General features: G+C 66.9%; 10 protein-coding genes and 1 tRNA gene. 5 read left to right on the top strand and 6 right to left on the bottom strand.

The window, feature by feature from the left end:
• The first annotated feature begins 41 nt into the window (after nt 1-41).
• Nucleotides 42-2,150, top strand: a complete 2,109-nt coding sequence (locus tag H3H55_RS11775; protein ID WP_193098697.1) for a prolyl oligopeptidase family serine peptidase — start codon at nt 42-44, stop codon at nt 2,148-2,150.
• A gap of 19 nt (nt 2,151-2,169) precedes the next feature.
• Here H3H55_RS11775 and xth read toward each other — a convergent pair whose 3' ends face one another.
• Nucleotides 2,170-2,946: an exodeoxyribonuclease III gene (xth, locus tag H3H55_RS11770; RefSeq protein WP_048248794.1), complete on the bottom strand. Its 777-nt coding sequence runs from the start codon at nt 2,944-2,946 to the stop codon at nt 2,170-2,172.
• A gap of 183 nt (nt 2,947-3,129) precedes the next feature.
• Between xth and H3H55_RS11765 the strand changes: the two genes are divergently transcribed.
• Nucleotides 3,130-3,206: transfer RNA gene (locus H3H55_RS11765), tRNA-Met, on the top strand.
• Between the two features lie 94 nt (nt 3,207-3,300).
• Here the strand turns inward: H3H55_RS11765 and H3H55_RS11760 are convergent.
• Nucleotides 3,301-3,993, bottom strand: a complete 693-nt coding sequence (locus tag H3H55_RS11760) for an aspartate/glutamate racemase family protein (protein ID WP_193098696.1) — start codon at nt 3,991-3,993, stop codon at nt 3,301-3,303.
• A 150-nt stretch (nt 3,994-4,143) separates the two neighbouring features.
• Here H3H55_RS11760 and dinB point away from each other — a divergent pair, with 150 nt between their 5' ends.
• A complete protein-coding gene (gene dinB / locus H3H55_RS11755) occupies nt 4,144-5,307 on the top strand; it encodes a DNA polymerase IV (protein WP_193098695.1) in 1,164 nt (387 codons plus the stop codon).
• A 58-nt stretch (nt 5,308-5,365) separates the two neighbouring features.
• Here dinB and H3H55_RS11750 read toward each other — a convergent pair whose 3' ends face one another.
• The 4 genes from H3H55_RS11750 to fixL form a co-directional block, all read right to left on the bottom strand.
• Nucleotides 5,366-7,453, bottom strand: a complete 2,088-nt coding sequence (locus H3H55_RS11750) for a M3 family metallopeptidase (RefSeq protein WP_193098694.1) — start codon at nt 7,451-7,453, stop codon at nt 5,366-5,368.
• Nucleotides 7,454-7,707: 254 nt separating this feature from the next.
• Complete coding sequence (gene folD, locus H3H55_RS11745; RefSeq protein WP_193098693.1) at nt 7,708-8,568, bottom strand: bifunctional methylenetetrahydrofolate dehydrogenase/methenyltetrahydrofolate cyclohydrolase FolD; 861 nt, start codon at nt 8,566-8,568, stop codon at nt 7,708-7,710.
• Nucleotides 8,569-8,830: 262 nt separating this feature from the next.
• Nucleotides 8,831-9,469: an oxygen response regulator transcription factor FixJ gene (gene fixJ / locus H3H55_RS11740; RefSeq protein ID WP_006493245.1), complete on the bottom strand. Its 639-nt coding sequence runs from the start codon at nt 9,467-9,469 to the stop codon at nt 8,831-8,833.
• The gene (gene fixL, locus H3H55_RS11735) at nt 9,466-11,982 is read right to left on the bottom strand and encodes an oxygen sensor histidine kinase FixL (RefSeq protein WP_129512507.1); all 2,517 of its coding nucleotides are present in this window, start codon (nt 11,980-11,982) and stop codon (nt 9,466-9,468) included. The genes fixJ and fixL overlap by 4 nt, the downstream gene beginning before the upstream one ends.
• Nucleotides 11,983-12,255: 273 nt before the next feature.
• On the opposite strand from fixL, the gene aceE reads away from it, so the two are divergent.
• A complete protein-coding gene (gene aceE, locus H3H55_RS11730; protein ID WP_129512506.1) occupies nt 12,256-14,952 on the top strand; it encodes a pyruvate dehydrogenase (acetyl-transferring), homodimeric type in 2,697 nt (898 codons plus the stop codon).
• A 68-nt stretch (nt 14,953-15,020) separates the two neighbouring features.
• The gene (gene aceF, locus H3H55_RS11725; protein ID WP_193098692.1) at nt 15,021-16,658 is read left to right on the top strand and encodes a dihydrolipoyllysine-residue acetyltransferase; all 1,638 of its coding nucleotides are present in this window, start codon (nt 15,021-15,023) and stop codon (nt 16,656-16,658) included.
• Nucleotides 16,659-16,684 lie beyond the last annotated feature (26 nt).

Here is a 16,684-nt window from a genome sequence, read left to right as displayed (position 1 = left end):
CGATCGGACATAATCGCGGTTTGCCGTTACGCTTATCCGCAATGTCCGATTCCTTCCGCTGGCCCGCCGGGGCCGACCCGTTCCGTTTCCTCGAAGCGCTCGACAGCAAGCGCGCCCGCACGTGGGTCGACGAGCAGAATGCACGCACGCGCGCCGCGCTGCGCGACGACGATGCGTATCGCGCGCTCACGGCGCGTCTCGCGAAAGCGTATCTGCCGCGCGAACGCCCGGTGATTCCGACCCGCTGGCGCGACTGGGCCTACGACCTGTGGCAGGACGATCTCCATCCGAAGGGACTGTGGCGCCGCACGCGCTGGGATGACTGGCGCGCCGGCCGGCCGGCGTGGGAAACGCTGCTCGACGTCGACGCGCTCGGTGCCGAAGAGGGCGAGTCGTGGGTGTTCGAGCAGGACGCGATCCTGTATCCGGACGGCGACCGCGCGCTCTTGTCGCTGTCGCCGGGCGGTGCCGACGCGGTCGTCGTGCGCGAATTCGATCTCGTCGAGCGCCGTTTCGTCGATGGCGGTTTCACGATCGACGAGCCCGGGCATCACACGATCGGCTGGATCGACCGCGATACCGTGTACGTGAGCTGGGATCGCGGCGAAGCGCATGCAACCGCGGCCGGTTATCCGTATGAAGCACGGCGCTGGGTGCGCGGCACGCCGCTCGCCGACGCGCCCGTCGTGTTTCGCGGCGAACCCGACGACATCAGCGCGGGCGCGGGATTCGATCCGATCGACAACCGTCACGTCGCGTGGCGCAGCGTCGATTTCTTCGACGCGCATGCGTACCGGCTGACGGAGGCGGGTGACTGGGCGCGCTACGACGTGCCGACGCATGTCGAGGTCGGGTTCTGGGAAGGCTGGCTCGTGCTGGAGCCGCGTCTCGACTGGGATTGCGATGGTGTGCGCCATGCGGGCGGCTCGCTGCTGGCGATCCGCGAGCAGGCCTTCATGGACGGGGCGCGCGACTTCACGACGCTGTTCGCGCCGCAACCGTCGACGTCTGCGTGTACGTGGACGCACACGCGCACGACGCTGATCGCGAGCTGGCTCGACGACGTGCACAACCGCACGATGCTGTGGCAGCCGCGCCAGGCCGACGACGGCATGTGGGTGTGGGACGCGCGGCCGTTCGACTGGCCGGGCGACGCGCAGATCGACGTCGAGCCGGTCGAGTCGACGCTGAACGACGAGATTTACGTGGACGTCGACACCTATCTCGACCCGCCCGAATGCTGGCTGGCCGATCTTGCCGATCGCGCGGCCGATGCGCCGTCGCGTCGCGTGCTGCTCGACCGGCCGCCGGTGCAGTTCGACGCGGCCGGGCTCGTCGTGCGCCGCGCGAGCGCGCGCTCGCGCGACGGCACGGTGGTGCCGTACACGCTGATCGGGCCGAGCGATGCACTCGATGCGCCCGACGACGCCGCGCGCGTCGCACGGCCGTGCCTGCTGTCGGGTTATGGCGGCTTTGCGATCCCGAACCTGCCGGGCTACAGCGACGCGTTCGGCATCGCGTGGCTCGAACGCGGCGGCGTCATGGCGTTCGCGCACATCCGCGGCGGTGGCGAGTTCGGGCCGCGCTGGCACGTCGACGCGCAGCGCGAACACCGGCAGCGTTCGTTCGACGATTTCATCGCGGTGGCCGAGGATCTGGCGGCGACGGGCGTGACGACCGCCGCGCAGCTCGGGATCGAGGGCGGCAGCAACGGCGGGCTGCTGGTTGCCGCGTGCATGACGCAGCGGCCGGAACTGTTCGGCGCGGTGCTTTGCCGCGTGCCGCTGCTCGACATGCGGCGCTATCCGAAGCTGCACGCGGGCGCCGCATGGCTCGACGAATACGGCGACCCGGACGATCCGCGCGAGGGTGCGGCGCTGGCCGCGTATTCGCCGTATCACCGCGTGTGCGAAGGCGTCGCGTATCCGCCGTTACTGCTGACGACGTCGACCCGTGACGACCGCGTGCATCCCGCGCATGCGCGCAAGATGGCCGCGCGCATGCAGGCGCTTGGTCACGAACAGGTGTGGTACTGGGAGAACACCGACGGCGGCCACGGCAGCGCCGACGATCTGGAACGCGCCGAATCCGACGCGGCCGAATTCGGGTTCCTGTGGGCCCATCTCGGGCCGGCGCCCGCGCGTCGCTGAACGCGCGCGGGCAGGGTGATCAGCCGACGACCGCGACGACGGGCGTGTGGTCGGACGGCTGTTCCCACGTGCGCGGCGTGCGGTCGACCTCGCACGACGTGCAGGTTTCCGCGAGCGCCGGCGACAGCAGGATGTGATCGATGCGCAGCCCCGCGTTGCGGCGGAACGCCATCATCCGGTAGTCCCACCACGTGAAGGTCTTCTCGGGCTGTTCGAAGCGGCGGAACGCATCGACGAAACCAAGCTCGATCAGCTGCGCGAAGTGCGCGCGCTCCTGCGGCGATACGAGGTTCTGGCCTTCCCATTTCGCGGGGTCGTGCACGTCGCGGTCTTCCGGCGCGATGTTGTAGTCGCCGAGCAGCGCGAGCTTCGGGTAGCGCTGCAGTTCGGTGCGCAGCCACGCTTGCAGCGCGTCGAGCCACTGCATCTTGTAGGCGAACTTGTCGGAGTCGGGTGCCTGGCCGTTCGGGAAATACGCGGACACGATGCGCACGCCGTCGACCGTCGCGGCGACCACGCGCTGCTGCGGATCGTCGAAGCCGGGGATGTTGCGCACGACATCCGCTTCGTCGACGGACAGCGTGTCGCGCGCGAGGATCGCGACACCGTTGTAGGTCTTCTGGCCCGTGAACCAGCTGCGGTAGCCGGCCGCTTCGAGATCGGCGCGCGGGAATTTCTCGTCCGGCAGCTTCAGTTCCTGCAGGCACAGCACGTCGGTCCCGCTTTGCGCGAGCCAGTCGAGCACGTGCTGCTTGCGGACGTTGAGCGAGTTGACGTTCCAGGTAGCGATTTTCATGAACGGAAGTGTGCGTGCGGGATAAATGCGGAGGGCGCCATCTTACCGCGAGCACGCGGTGCGAACGTGCGCGTCGCGACGAAGGCATCACGCGTCACGGATCACTGCATCCGAGAAAGTAGAAAGGATTGTGACAAAAGTGTTGACGTAAGTACTTCCTCACCCTATAATTTATTTCTCTGACGCGGGGTGGAGCAGTCTGGCAGCTCGTCGGGCTCATAACCCGAAGGTCGTAGGTTCAAATCCTACCCCCGCAACCAAGCACACCAGACGATGTGCAGCGCAAGTGACCACTGCGCGCTTCGTCGACAGGAACCCGGCCCCGTGCCGGGTTTTTTGTTTTCTGCGCGCGTATCAGCGCGCCGCCCACTCCACGGCCGCCTTCGCATGCAGCGCGGTCGTGTCGAACACCGGCAGCGGCGAGTCGTCTACGCCGATCAGCAGCGTGATTTCCGTACAGCCGAGGATCACGGCCTGCGCGCCGCGCGCCGCCAGGCCTTCGATGATCGTCACGTACGTCGCGCGCGACGCCGCGTCGACGATGCCGTGGCACAGCTCGTCGTAGATGATCCGGTGCACGTCGTCGCGGCCGCGTTCGTCCGGCACCAGCACGTCCATCCCGAATTTTTCGCGCAGCCGCTGCGCATAGAACGGCAGCTCCATCGTGTAGCGCGTGCCGAGCAGCGCGACGCGCTCGACGCCCGCGTCGCGCAGCGCGGCGCCGGTCGGGTCGGCGATATGCAGGAACGGCAGCGTCACCGCGGCTTCGATCGCTTCGTGCACGCGGTGCATCGTATTGGTCGTCAGCACGACGAGATCGGCGCCGGCCGCTTGGAGCTGCCGCGCGGCGTCGGCCATCCGCTCGCCGAGCGCATCCCAGTCGTGCGCGCGCTGCAGCGCTTCGATCTCCGCGAAATCGACCGTCACCAGCACGCTCTTCGCGTTGTGGTGCCCGCCGTGCAGCGCCTTCGAGTGGCGGTTGATCAGCCGGTAGTACTCGGCCGACGATTCCCAGCTCATTCCGCCGATCAGTCCGATCGTCTTCATCCGTCGCCTCTGCATGTCGTGTGTCGTGGCAGACGAGTATAGGGGCCGCAACCGGCGCGCGGACGGTACGATCCGCGCGCAGCGGACCGGTACGGCATCGCCGGGCCGGGCGGCCGATGCCGGGCGCACGCGACAGTTGAAACCGGCACTGTGTTTTTGTACAGTATCGGCACCGTGAACCCGACCACCATTCCGCCTGCCGATCCGCACGTGCCGCCGCCGGGCGACGCGCTGCCGCGCATGCGCAAGATCATCCACTGCGATTGCGACTGCTTCTACGCATCGGTCGAGATGCGCGACGACCCGTCGCTGCGCAACCGGCCGCTTGCGGTCGGCGGCCGGCCCGACCAGCGCGGCGTGATCGCGACCTGCAACTACGAGGCGCGGCGCTACGGTGTGCATTCGGCGATGTCGTCGGCGCTCGCGATGCGCAAGTGCCCGGACCTGCTGATCCTGCCGTCCGCGATGGACAAGTACCGCGCGGCGTCGCGGCAGATCATGGCGATCTATCGCGATTACACGCCCGACGTCGAGCCGCTGTCGCTCGACGAGGCGTACCTCGACGTCAGCGGCTCCGAGCGGTGCCAGGGCAGTGCGACGCTGATTGCGCGCGAGATCCGCCAGCGCGTGCACGACACCGTCGGCGTGACGGTGTCGGCCGGTGTCGCGCCGAACAAGTTCATCGCGAAGATCGCGTCCGACTGGAACAAGCCCGACGGCCTGTTCGTCGTGCGGCCGCACGAGATCGACGCATTCGTCGCGGCGCTGCCGGTGCGCAAGCTGCACGGCGTCGGCAAGGTGACGGCCACGCGGCTCGACCGGCTCGGCATCCAGACCTGCGCGCAGCTGCGCGACTGGCCGCTGATCGACCTGCATCGCGAGTTCGGCGCGTTCGGGCGGCGGCTGTACGAACTGTCGCGCGGGATCGACGAGCGGCCCGTGCAGGCCGACCAGGAGCGCAAGTCGGTCAGCGTCGAGACGACCTACGTGACCGACCTGACGACGCTCGAGCAATGCGCGGACGAAATCCGCCGGCTCGTCGTCCAGCTCGATGCACGCGTCGAGCGTGCGGGCGCCGCGCGGTCGATCCGCAAGCTGTACGTGAAGATCCGCTTCGCCGATTTCCAGCGCACGACGGTCGAATGCGTGGCCGATGCGACGAATGCGGACACGGCCGTCACGCTGCTCGCGAAGGGGCTGCAACGGCGCGCGCAGGCGGTGCGGCTGCTCGGCGTCGGCGTGCGCATCGACGAGGACACGGCCGAGCGTCACGGGCAGTTTTCGCTGTTCGACGACGAATCGTCCGCACCATGAAAAAGGGCACCGCCGAAGCGGTGCCTGTCGTTCCTGCCGGCCGAGCCGGGCAGCGCGCTCAGTGCGTGGGCGCGGCCATCCCGTTGTGGCGCAGCAGCGCATCGATCTTCGGCTCGCGGCCGCGGAACGCCTTGAACGAATCCATCGCCGGGCGGCTGCCGCCGACCTCGAGGATTTCGCGGCGATAGCGCGTGCCGGTTGCCGCGTCGAGCACGCTGCCGCTTGCGGCGGCCGCTTCCTCGAATGCCGCGTACGCGTCGGCCGACAGCACCTCGGCCCACTTGTAGCTGTAGTAGCCGGCTGCATAGCCGCCCGCGAAGATATGGCTGAACGTGTTCGGCCAGCGCGAGAACGCCGCCTGCGGGATCACGTGGTAGCGCTCGTTGATCTCGCGCGCGAACGCGTTCACGCCGGTGGCGCCCGCCGGATCGAAGTCGACGTGCAGCAGCATGTCGAACATCGAGTACACGATCTGGCGCAGCGTACCGAGCCCGCTCTGGAAATTCTTCGCGGCAATCATCTTGTCGAACAGCTCGCGCGGCAGCGCGGCGCCCGTGTCGACGTGCGACGACATCGACGACAGCACGTCCCATTCCCAGCAGAAGTTTTCCATGAACTGCGACGGCAGCTCGACCGCATCCCATTCGACGCCGTTGATGCCCGACACGCCGAGCTCGTCGACGCGCGTGAGCATGTGGTGCAGCCCGTGGCCGAATTCATGGAACAGCGTGATGACTTCGTCGTGCGTGAAGCACGCGGGCTTGCCGCCGACCGGCGCCGAGAAGTTGCAGGTGAGGTAGGCGACCGGGGTCTGCACGTCGCTGCCGCGCTTCGCGCGCGAACGCGCGTCGTCCATCCATGCGCCGCCGCGCTTGCCTTCGCGCGCATACAGGTCGAGATAGAACTGCGCGACAAGCGAGCCGTCGCGGTTCTCGACGCGGAAGAAGCGCACGTCCTTGTGCCACACCGGCGCGTCGTCCGGCTTGATCCGCACGCCGAACAGCGTCTCGGTGACGGTGAACAGGCCCTTCAGCGCGGCCGGTTCCGGGAAGTACTGCTTGACCTCGTTTTCCGAGAACGCGTAGCGCTGCTGGCGCAGCTTTTCGGCCGCATACGCGATGTCCCACGGCGCGAGTTCGGCCAGGTCGAGTTCCTTCTCGGCGAATGCGCGCAGTTCGTCCCAGTCCTTGTCCGCGTGCGGGCGCGCACGGGTCGCGAGATCCTCGAGGAACGCGATCACCTGCTGCGGCGATTCGGCCATCTTCGGCGCGAGCGACACTTCGGCGAAGTTGCGGTAGCCGAGCATCTGCGCCTCTTCGCGGCGCAGCTTCAGCTCGTCGGCGACGATCGCCGTGTTGTCCCATTCGGCCTTGCCGTCGCCGTACTGCGGACCGAGTTCCGACGCGCGCGTCGCATAGGCGCGATAGAGCGTCTCGCGCAGCGCGCGGTTGTTCGCGTACTGCAGCACCGGGAAGTACGACGGGAAGTGCAGCGTGAATTTCCAGCCGTCCTTGCTGTCCTTTTGCGCGGCTTCGCGGGCAGCCTCGATCGCGTCGCCGGGCAGGCCGGCCAGCTCGGCCTCGTCCTGCACGATGTACGCGTATGCGTTGGTCGCGTCGAGCACGTGGTCGGAGAATGCCTTCGACAGCGCGGCCTGCTGTTCCTGCAATTCCGCGAAGCGCGGTTTCTGGTCTTCGGGCAGCTCGGCGCCCGACAGGCGGAAATCGCGCAGCGCGTTGTCGAGGATCTTCTTGCGCTCGGCGGACAGCGTCGCGTATTCGGCGCTCGTGGCGATCGCCTTGTACTTCTCGTACAGCGCGAGATTCTGGCCGACGCTCGACCAGAATTCGGTCACGCGCGGCAGGTTCTCGCCATAGGCGGCCCGCAGCTCGGGCGTATCGGCGACCGCGTTCAGGTGACCGACGATGCCCCATGCGCGACCGAGCGGCTCCGACGCGTGTTCGACCGTCTCGACCACATCGGCCCAGGTCGACGGCGTCGCGGGTGCGCTCGCGGCTTCGACCGCGCGGGTGGCTGCGTCGAGCAGCGTATCGAGCGCGGGCGTCACGTGTTCCGGGCGAATCTCGCCGAAGCGGGGCAGGCCGGAGAAGTCGAGGAGCGGATTGGTGTTGGCGCTGGCGGACATAAGACTCCCTGTCTGTTGCCGGATGAACCGGGATAAAAAGGGTAACGGCGGTAAGGCGCGACGGCGCCCGATACCGACATTATTGGGGCGCATCGTGCGCTTTCCAATCGTTAGTTTCTAACGGTGCGATTGACGCAGGGTCGGATGCAGGGCGGAGGGCGGTCTGGCGAGGGGGCGGCGAGGTGCGGCCGGCGCGGAGTGGCCGGTCAGACGCCGGCGCACGCGAACCGCGCGCCGGCTGAACAGGCGCGCGATCAGGCGGCCGCGGCGGCGGCGCGCTCGGCGGCTTCGATCGTGTTGATCAGCAGCATCGTGATGGTCATCGGGCCGACGCCGCCCGGCACCGGCGTGATGTGGCCGGCCACTTCCTTCACGCCCGCGAAGTCGACGTCGCCGCACAGCTTGCCCGCGTCGTCGCGGTTCATGCCGACGTCGATCACCGTCGCGCCGGGCTTCACCATGTCGGCGGTCAGGATGTTGCGCTTGCCGACCGCGGCGACCACGATGTCGGCGTCACGCGTGTGCGCGGCGAGGTCGCGCGTCTTGCTGTGGCAGATCGTCACGGTCGCGCCGGCTTCGAGCAGCATCATCGCCATCGGCTTGCCGACGATGTTCGAGCGGCCGATCACGACCGCGTTCGCACCCTGCAGCGCGATGTCGTGGGCTTCGAACATCTTCATCACGCCGTACGGCGTGCACGGGCGGAACAGCGGCTTGCCGGTCATCAGCGCGCCGGCGTTCGCGACGTGAAAGCCGTCGACGTCCTTCTCCGGCGCGATCGCCTCGATCACCTTATGGCTGTCGATGTGCGCAGGCAGCGGCAGCTGGACGAGGATGCCGTGGATCTTCGGATCGCGGTTCAGTTCGTCGATGCGCGCGAGCAGGTCGGCTTCCGACAGCGTCGCGGGGTAGGCATCCTTCAGCGAGAAGAAGCCGTTGTCCTCGCACGCCTTGATCTTGTTGCGCACGTAGACTTCGCTCGCCGGGTTCGCGCCGACGAGGATCACCGCGAGACCGGGCTGGTGGCCGCGTGCGGTCAGGGCGGCGGCGCGTTCGGCGGCCTGCGCGCGCAGGGTCTTCGAAAGGCCGTTGCCGTCAATGAGGAGGGCTGTCATGGTGGTGGGTCCTGCCGGGAAGTTGGAATGCGGGCGTGCGGCGCTCGAAGCGCTGCAGCAAAGCACGCAATTATACCGGTCGCCTGCTGCCGTCCGACAGCGAATCAGCGCAAAGCGTCATGGCCGCGGCGCTCGCGCGCCGGGAAGAAACGCCGCCGCCGCGCGAGTGGGCCGCATCGCGCGGGGCGGCAGGGGCAAGCACGCCATCGGCGTGGACAGGCCCCTGGGCCGGGCGGGCAGTGCCGCCGCGGCCGGCGAACGCTCAGGCCTGTTTCTTCGACAGCGCGAGGCGCAGCAGGTCGGCCACCGTGTTGACGTTGAGCTTTTCCATGATGTTCGCGCGGTGCGCTTCGACCGTCTTGATGCTGATGCCGAGATCGTCGGCGATCTGCTTGTTCAGGCGGCCCGCGATGATCCGTTCGAGCACCTGCTGCTCGCGCGCGGTCAGCTTCGACAGGCGCTCGCTCGCGGCACGCTGTTCCTGGACGCTCTTGCTTTCGCTTCGGGCCTTGTCGAGCATCCGCTCGACGAGCTTGCGCAACTCGGCTTCGTCGAACGGTTTCTCGATAAAGTCCATCGCACCCTTTTTCATCGTCGAGACGGCCATCGGCACATCGCCGTGACCCGTGACGAAGATGATCGGCAGCGCGGCGTTGTCGGCGATCAGGCGCTCCTGCAGTTCGAGGCCGCTCATGCCCGACATCCGGACGTCGAGGATCAGGCAGGCGATCTGGCCGGCTTGCTGCGCCGGCTGATACGCATCGAGGAATTGCTCGGCGCTCGAGAAGCATTGCACGCGATAGCCGTTCGCCTCCAGCAGCCAGCGCAGCGAGTCCCGTACGGCCTCGTCGTCGTCGACGACAAAGACGGTTTCCTGAGTGGTGGTGACAGGGCTATTCATAGTTCTCCCGTTACGGTATGTGATGCCGATGCCTCGCGCCCCCCTCGGCCGAGATCAGCGGGTTCCCCAATGGGCAGGCTGCAGTGGAACGTCGCGCCGGAAATGCGGCCATCCGGCTCGACGTTGTTGACCACCCACAGACGCCCCCGATGCGATTCGATGATCGAACGGCAGATGTTCAGCCCCATGCCCATGCCATCGGACTTGGTGCTGTAAAACGGTTCGAACAGGCGCTCGGCGGTCGCTTCGTCGACGCCCGGGCCCTGGTCGATCACACGGATGTCGACGAATCCCGCATCGATGTCGGCGACGACGCGGATCACGCCGTCCGCCGACGCCGGCTTCACGTCGGCCATCGCTTCGGCCGCGTTCTTCATCAGGTTCATCAGGACCTGCTCGATCAGCACGGGGTCGACATAAATAATAGGCATTCTTGCGAGGATTTCCGTGACGATCCGGATCCTGCGCTTCCTGGCCTCGATTTCGGCGAGCCCGACCGCGTCGGCGACGATGTCCGCGACGCGCGCCGGCTGGCGCTTCGGCTCGCTGCGCTTCACGAATTCGCGGATCCGCTTGACGATCATCCCCGCGCGCAGCGCCTGCTGCGCGGTCTTTTCCAGCGCGGGCTGCAGCGTCTCGGGCGTACCGCGGCCACTCTTGACGAGCGCGAGCGTGCCCGAGCAGTAGTTGTTGATCGCGGCGAGCGGCTGATTCAATTCGTGAGCAATCGACGACGCCATTTCACCCATCGTCATCAATCGGCTCGTGAACTGCAGCTTCTCTTCCTGCTGGTGCGCGAGTTCCTGCGCCTTCTTGCGGGTCGTGATGTCGGTCGCGATCTGCATCTGCGCGAGGTGGCCGTCCACCCACTGGATGTACTGGCGGCGCACCTCGAACCACTTCTGGATGCTCTCGACATACACCTCCTGCGCATCGGCGGTGCTGCTCGTCAGCGCGGCGGCCGGCAGGCCCGCGAACGCGTCGACCATGTCGATCGAGTCGGACGACGCCTGCGCGCGATCGAAACCGCCGCCCGACAGTTCGAGATGGCCGTCCGGGCGGATGCCGAACAGGTGGCGGTAGTAGCGGTTCGCGAACAGCAGCTCGGCCTCGTCGGCGGCCAGCACCGACACCGCGGCGTCCAGGCTTTCGAGCACCGTCGTGAAGCGCTCGTGCGCGGCCGCGAGTTCCTCGCGCGCGCGCTTCGGCTCGGTGATGTCGGTCATCGACGACATCCAGCCGGTCTGGCGGCCGGAGCTGTCGATCAGCGGCGACACGTACAGGCGCGCGTGGAACAGCGTGCCGTTCTTGCGCCGCACGCGCAGCTCGAAGCCCGAGCTCGGCGCCTTGCCGCGCAGCGTCATGTCGAGCTGGCGCTGCATTTCCGGGTAAGCGTCGCGCGGCCAGTACGGGAACGGCGCGACCTTGCCGACGAGGTCGGTTTCGTCCCAGCCCGTCATCCGGCAGAACGCGGGGTTCACGTGCGTGATGCGGCCGTGCATGTCGAGCACGCGCATGCCGATCAGCACCGAGTTTTCCATCGCGCGGCGGAAGAACGCTTCCGCGTACAGCGCCTGCTGCGCCTCGAAGCGCTGGCGCGTGTGCTTCCACAGGCTCCAGAGGCTCCACAGCACGAAGCACGACAGCCCCGCGACGAGCCACACGAGCGTGTTGTTGGTCAGGTTGGTGAGCTGCGGGAATGCGTACACGCGCACGGTCAGCCCCTGGCCGGGCGGATCGAGCGGCAGGTCGTAGTGGGAGTCGCGCGGCAGGCGCGGGCGCGTCGAGGTGGACGACAGCTCGCGGTTGTTCGCGTCGGTGATCGAGATCTTGTACTTCGACGACAGCTCCTGCGGGATGTCGTGCTTCAGGATGCCCTCGACCGAGAACACCGCGGCGATCGAGCCGAGATATTCGCGGTCGCCGCGCATCACGGGCGTTTGCAGCGTGATGAAGCCGTTGCCGAAGTCGTCGTAGATCAGCGGCGAATACGCCTGGCGGCGCGTGCCGCGCGCTTCGTCGTAGGCGCCGCGCACGGCGTCCTGCATCTGCGCGTCGCCGGGCTTCGCGAGCCGCTGGCCGAGCAGCGGCGGATGCACGGTCGGCCAGCGCTGCACGCCGGGCGCCGTATACCAGTTCAGGTAGAGGATTTCCGGATGCGTCTGCATCACGTCGGCGACGGCCATCTGGAACGCGTTCTGGTCGAGGCGGCCGGACGCGAGATCGCGCGACAGCGCCTGCAGCTGTTCCTGCGCGCCCGTCATCGACAGGCGGATCTGCTGCTGCGCCCACGCGACGTTACGGAACAGGGTGTCTTCCTGCTGCTGCTGCTCGCGGCGGTTGAGGCTCCACAGGATGAGGCTCATCACCACGAGGAACACGAGGATCGACAGCAGCGGCGTCAGCAAATAGGAATTGGACCACCACGGTCCGTGGTGCCAACGGGACGGCTGCGACTCCGCCGGCGGGCCCGACGGTCGCGCCGAGCGTGCGAAAAGCCGATCGGTCAACATGGCAGGATTGTAGCGCAGCGCAATACATGGAAAACCTATACCGGATATGTTGAACGGAAACGGATTTGTTCAGCCGGGACGCGCCGGAGCGCCCCGAAATGTGGGTGCAGCGCAGCAATATTCCGCATTGCGAGAAAAGATCTCACGATTCGAAAATTTTGTTGCGCAGGCCCGCGCACGCTCATTACAATCCGCTGGAGCTTGCCCGCAGCCGGTCGCGTCGCGTCGTCTGCACGAGAGCGATCCTCACATTCCAGGACCCAGGAGACGAGAATGTCCGCTGTACCGAACGAAGTGATGAAATATGTCGCCGCCGAACGTGACGACGACCCGCAAGAAACCGTTGAGTGGCTGGAGTCGCTCGACGGCGTAATCTCCTCCGTGGGCACTGGCCGCGCGCATTACCTGATCGAAAAGCAGATCGAGTTCGCCCGCATGCACGGCGAACACCTGCCGTTCTCCGCGAATACCCCGTACATCAACACGATCCCGGTCTCGGGCCAGGCGAAGATCCCGGGCGACCAGGACATCGAGCACCGCATCCGTTCGTACACGCGCTGGAACGCGCTGGCGATGGTGCTGCGCGCGGGCAAGGACACGAACGTCGGCGGCCACATCGCGTCGTTCGCGTCGGCCGCGACGCTCTATGACGTCGGTTACAACCACTTCTGGCACGCAGCGTCCGACCAGCACGGCGGCGATCTCGTGTTCGTGCAGGGCCACTCGTCGCCGGGCGTGTATTCGCGCGCGTTCCTGCTCGGCCGCCTGAAGGAAGAGCAGCTCGACAACTTCCGCCAGGAAGTCGACGGCAACGGCATTTCGTCGTACCCGCACCCGTGGCTGATGCCGGACTTCTGGCAGTTCCCGACCGTGTCGATGGGCCTTGGCCCGATCATGGCGATCTACCAGGCGCGCTTCATGAAGTACCTGCAGGCGCGCGGCATCGCAACGACGGAAGGCCGCAAGGTGTGGGCGTTCCTCGGCGACGGCGAGACGGACGAGCCGGAATCGCTCGGCGCGATCGGGATGGCGAGCCGCGAGAAGCTCGACAACCTCGTGTTCGTGATCAACTGCAACCTGCAGCGTCTCGACGGCCCGGTGCGCGGCAACGGCAAGATCATCCAGGAACTGGAATCGGAATTCCGCGGCGCCGGCTGGAACGTGATCAAGGTCATCTGGGGCAGCCGCTGGGATGCGCTGTTCGCACGCGACAAGTCGGGCGCGCTGATGCGCCGCATGATGGATGTCGTCGACGGCGAATACCAGACGTACAAGTCGGAATCGGGCGCGTTCGTTCGCGAGCACTTCTTCAACACGCCTGAACTGAAGGCGCTCGTCGCCGACTGGTCGGACGACGACATCTGGGCGCTGAACCGCGGCGGCCACGATCCGCACAAGATCTACGCGGCGTTCCACGAAGCCAGCAACACGAAGGGCGCGCCGACCGTCATCCTCGCGAAGACCATCAAGGGTTACGGGATGGGCGAGTCGGGTCAGGCGATGAACATCACGCACCAGCAGAAGAAGCTGCCGGTCGAGCAACTGAAGAAGTTCCGCGACCAGTTCCGCCTGCCGATCACCGACGAACAGATCGCCGACGTGCCGTACCTGAAGTTCGAGGAAGGCTCGAAGGAACTCGAATACATGCGCAAGCAGCGCATGGACCTCGGCGGCTACCTGCCGCACCGCCGCGAGAAGGCGACGTCGCTGCCGGTGCCGGCGCTCGACGCGTTCGAGCCGCTGCTGAAGGGCACGGGCGAAGGTCGCGAGATCTCGACGACGATGGCGTTCGTGCGGATCCTGAACATCCTGTTGAAGGACAAGGCGCTGGGCAAGCGCGTCGTGCCGATCGTCCCGGACGAATCGCGTACGTTCGGCATGGAAGGCCTGTTCCGCCAGATCGGTATCTGGAACCAGCAGGGCCAGAAGTACGTGCCGGAAGATTCCGACCAGCTGATGTTCTACAAGGAATCGGAAACCGGCCAGATCCTGCAGGAAGGCATCAACGAAGCGGGCGGCATGTGCGACTGGATTGCGGCGGCGACGTCGTATTCGACGCACGGCGAGATCATGGTGCCGTTCTACATCTTCTATTCGATGTTCGGCTTCCAGCGGATCGGCGACCTCGCATGGGCCGCGGGCGACATGCGCTCGCGCGGCTTCCTGCTCGGCGGCACGGCGGGCCGTACGACGCTGAACGGCGAAGGCCTGCAGCACGAAGACGGTCACTCGCTCCTGTGGGCGGCATCGGTGCCGAACTGCGTGAGCTACGACCCGACGTTCGGCTATGAACTCGCGGTGATCATCCAGGACGGTCTGCGCCGCATGGTGCAGGATCAGGAAGACGTGTACTACTACGTCACGGTGATGAACGAGAACTACGAGCACCCGGCGATTCCGCAGGGCGAGCACGTGGCGGCCGACATCATCAAGGGCATGTACGCGTTCAGGAAGGCCGACGCCGACAAGAAGGCGCCGCGCGTCCAGCTGCTCGGCGCGGGCACGATCTTCAACGAAGTGATCGCTGCCGCCGACCTGCTGAAGAACGACTGGGGCGTCGCCGCCGATCTGTGGAGCGTGCCGAGCTTCACCGAACTCGCGCGCGAAGGCCATCAGGTCGAGCGCTGGAACCTGCTCCATCCGACCGAAGAGCGCCGTCTGTCGCACGTGCAGAAGTGCCTGAAGGACACGCAGGGCCCGGTCATCGCATCGACCGACTACGTCCGTGCGCTGGTCGACCAGATCCGCGGCCAGGTCGATCGCCGCTTCGTCGTGCTGGGCACCGACGGCTTCGGCCGCTCGGATACCCGCGAGAAGCTGCGTCACTTCTTCGAGGTCGACCGTCACTGGGTCACCGTCGCGGCGCTCAACGCGCTGGCAGACGAAGGCACGATCGAGCGCAAGGTGGTCGCGGAAGCGATCGCCAAGTACAACCTCGATCCGTCCAAGCCCAACCCGATGACCGTTTAACGCACACGCCGTGTGATGCCGCGCGCCGCTTCCGCGAGAGGCGCGCGCGGCCATGGAGACAGAAACAGATGAGTCAAGCGATCGAAGTGAAGGTGCCGGATATCGGCGATTACAAGGACGTGCCGGTGATCGAGATCGGCGTGAAGGTCGGCGACACGGTCGAGCCCGAGCAGTCGCTCGTCACGCTCGAGTCGGACAAGGCGACGATGGACGTGCCGAGCCCGGTAGCGGGCGTCGTGAAGGAAATCAAGGTCAAGGTGGGCGATTCCGTGTCGGAAGGCTCGCTGATCATCCTGCTCGAAGGCGGCGCCGCGGCGCAGGCCAATGGTGCGGCTGCACCGGCCGCAGCACCGGCCGCAGCGCCGGCACCGGTCGCAGCAGCACCGGCAGCCGCGCCGGCAGCAACCGGCGGCACGCTCGAAGTGAAGGTGCCCGACATCGGTGACTACACGGACGTGCCGGTGATCGAGATCGGCGTGAAGGTCGGCGACACGGTCGAGAAGGAACAGTCGCTGGTCACGCTCGAGTCGGACAAGGCGACGATGGACGTGCCGAGCCCGGCCGCCGGCGTCGTGAAGGAAATCAAGGTGAAGGTGGGCGACTCGGTGTCCGAAGGCACGCTGATCGTGCTGCTCGACGCCGCAGGCGCACCGGCTGCCGCACCGCAGGCGAGCGCACCGGCTCCGGCCGCTGCCGCGCCGGCTCCGGCACCCGCCGCCGCACCCGCGCCGGCCGCACCGGCGCCGGCTGCAGCCGCACCGGCTGCCGCGCCGTCGGGCGAATACCGCGCAAGCCACGCATCGCCGTCTGTGCGCAAGTTCGCGCGCGAACTCGGCGTCGAAGTCGCACGCGTGCAGGGTTCGGGGCCGAAGGGCCGCATTACGAAGGAAGACGTCACGGGCTTCGTGAAGGGCGTGATGACGGGCCAGCGCGCAGCGCCGGTCGCGGCAGCCGCGCCGGCAGGCGGAGGCGAGCTGAACCTGCTGCCGTGGCCGAAGGTCGACTTCTCGAAGTTCGGCCCGTTCGAGGCGAAACCGCTGTCGCGCATCAAGAAGATCTCGGGCGCGAACCTGCATCGCAACTGGGTGATGATCCCGCACGTCACGAACAACGACGAAGCGGACATCACCGAGCTCGAGGCGCTGCGCGTCCAGCTGAACAAGGAGCACGAGAAGGCGGGCGTGAAGTTCACGATGCTCGCATTCGTGATCAAGGCGGTCGTGGCCGCGCTGAAGAAATTCCCGACCTTCAACGCGAGCCTCGACGGCGACAACCTCGTGTTCAAGCAGTACTTCCACGTCGGTTTCGCCGCCGATACGCCGAACGGCCTCGTCGTGCCGGTGATCCGCGATGCGGACAAGAAGGGTCTCGTCGACATCGCGAAGGAAATGAGCGACCTGTCGAAGGCCGCGCGCGACGGCAAGCTGAAGCCGGACCAGATGCAGGGCGGCTGCTTCTCGATCTCGTCGCTCGGCGGGATCGGCGGGACGAACTTCACGCCGATCATCAACGCGCCGGAAGTGGCGATCCTCGGGTTGTCGCGCGGCCAGACGAAGCCGGTGTGGGATGGCAAGCAGTTCGTGCCGCGTCTCATGCTGCCGCTGTCGCTGTCGTATGACCATCGCGTGATCGATGGCGCGGAAGCCGCGCGGTTCAATGCGTATCTCGGCGCGTTGCTCGGCGATTTCCGTCGCATCATTCTTTGATGAGCGGGGAGTTGGCTCGCGGGGGC

This window comes from Burkholderia sp. Z1, from assembly GCF_014893795.1.
Classification (GTDB): domain Bacteria; phylum Pseudomonadota; class Gammaproteobacteria; order Burkholderiales; family Burkholderiaceae; genus Burkholderia; species Burkholderia theae.
The sequence above is the reverse complement of the archived record's forward strand: the minus strand, read 5'-3'. Positions and strand labels throughout refer to the sequence as shown.

What these genes read in the sequence shown, in the direction of transcription:
- H3H55_RS11775 (WP_193098697.1), top strand. Translation starts at nt 42, where the DNA reads ATGTCCGATTCCTTCCGCTGGCCCGCCGGGGCCGACCCGTTCCGTTTC.
- xth (WP_048248794.1), bottom strand. Translation starts at nt 2,946, where the DNA reads ATGAAAATCGCTACCTGGAACGTCAACTCGCTCAACGTCCGCAAGCAG.
- H3H55_RS11760 (WP_193098696.1), bottom strand. Translation starts at nt 3,993, where the DNA reads ATGAAGACGATCGGACTGATCGGCGGAATGAGCTGGGAATCGTCGGCC.
- H3H55_RS11750 (WP_193098694.1), bottom strand. Translation starts at nt 7,453, where the DNA reads ATGTCCGCCAGCGCCAACACCAATCCGCTCCTCGACTTCTCCGGCCTG.
- folD (WP_193098693.1), bottom strand. Translation starts at nt 8,568, where the DNA reads ATGACAGCCCTCCTCATTGACGGCAACGGCCTTTCGAAGACCCTGCGC.
- fixJ (WP_006493245.1), bottom strand. Translation starts at nt 9,469, where the DNA reads ATGAATAGCCCTGTCACCACCACTCAGGAAACCGTCTTTGTCGTCGAC.
- fixL (WP_129512507.1), bottom strand. Translation starts at nt 11,982, where the DNA reads ATGTTGACCGATCGGCTTTTCGCACGCTCGGCGCGACCGTCGGGCCCG.
- aceE (WP_129512506.1), top strand. Translation starts at nt 12,256, where the DNA reads ATGTCCGCTGTACCGAACGAAGTGATGAAATATGTCGCCGCCGAACGT.
- aceF (WP_193098692.1), top strand. Translation starts at nt 15,021, where the DNA reads ATGAGTCAAGCGATCGAAGTGAAGGTGCCGGATATCGGCGATTACAAG.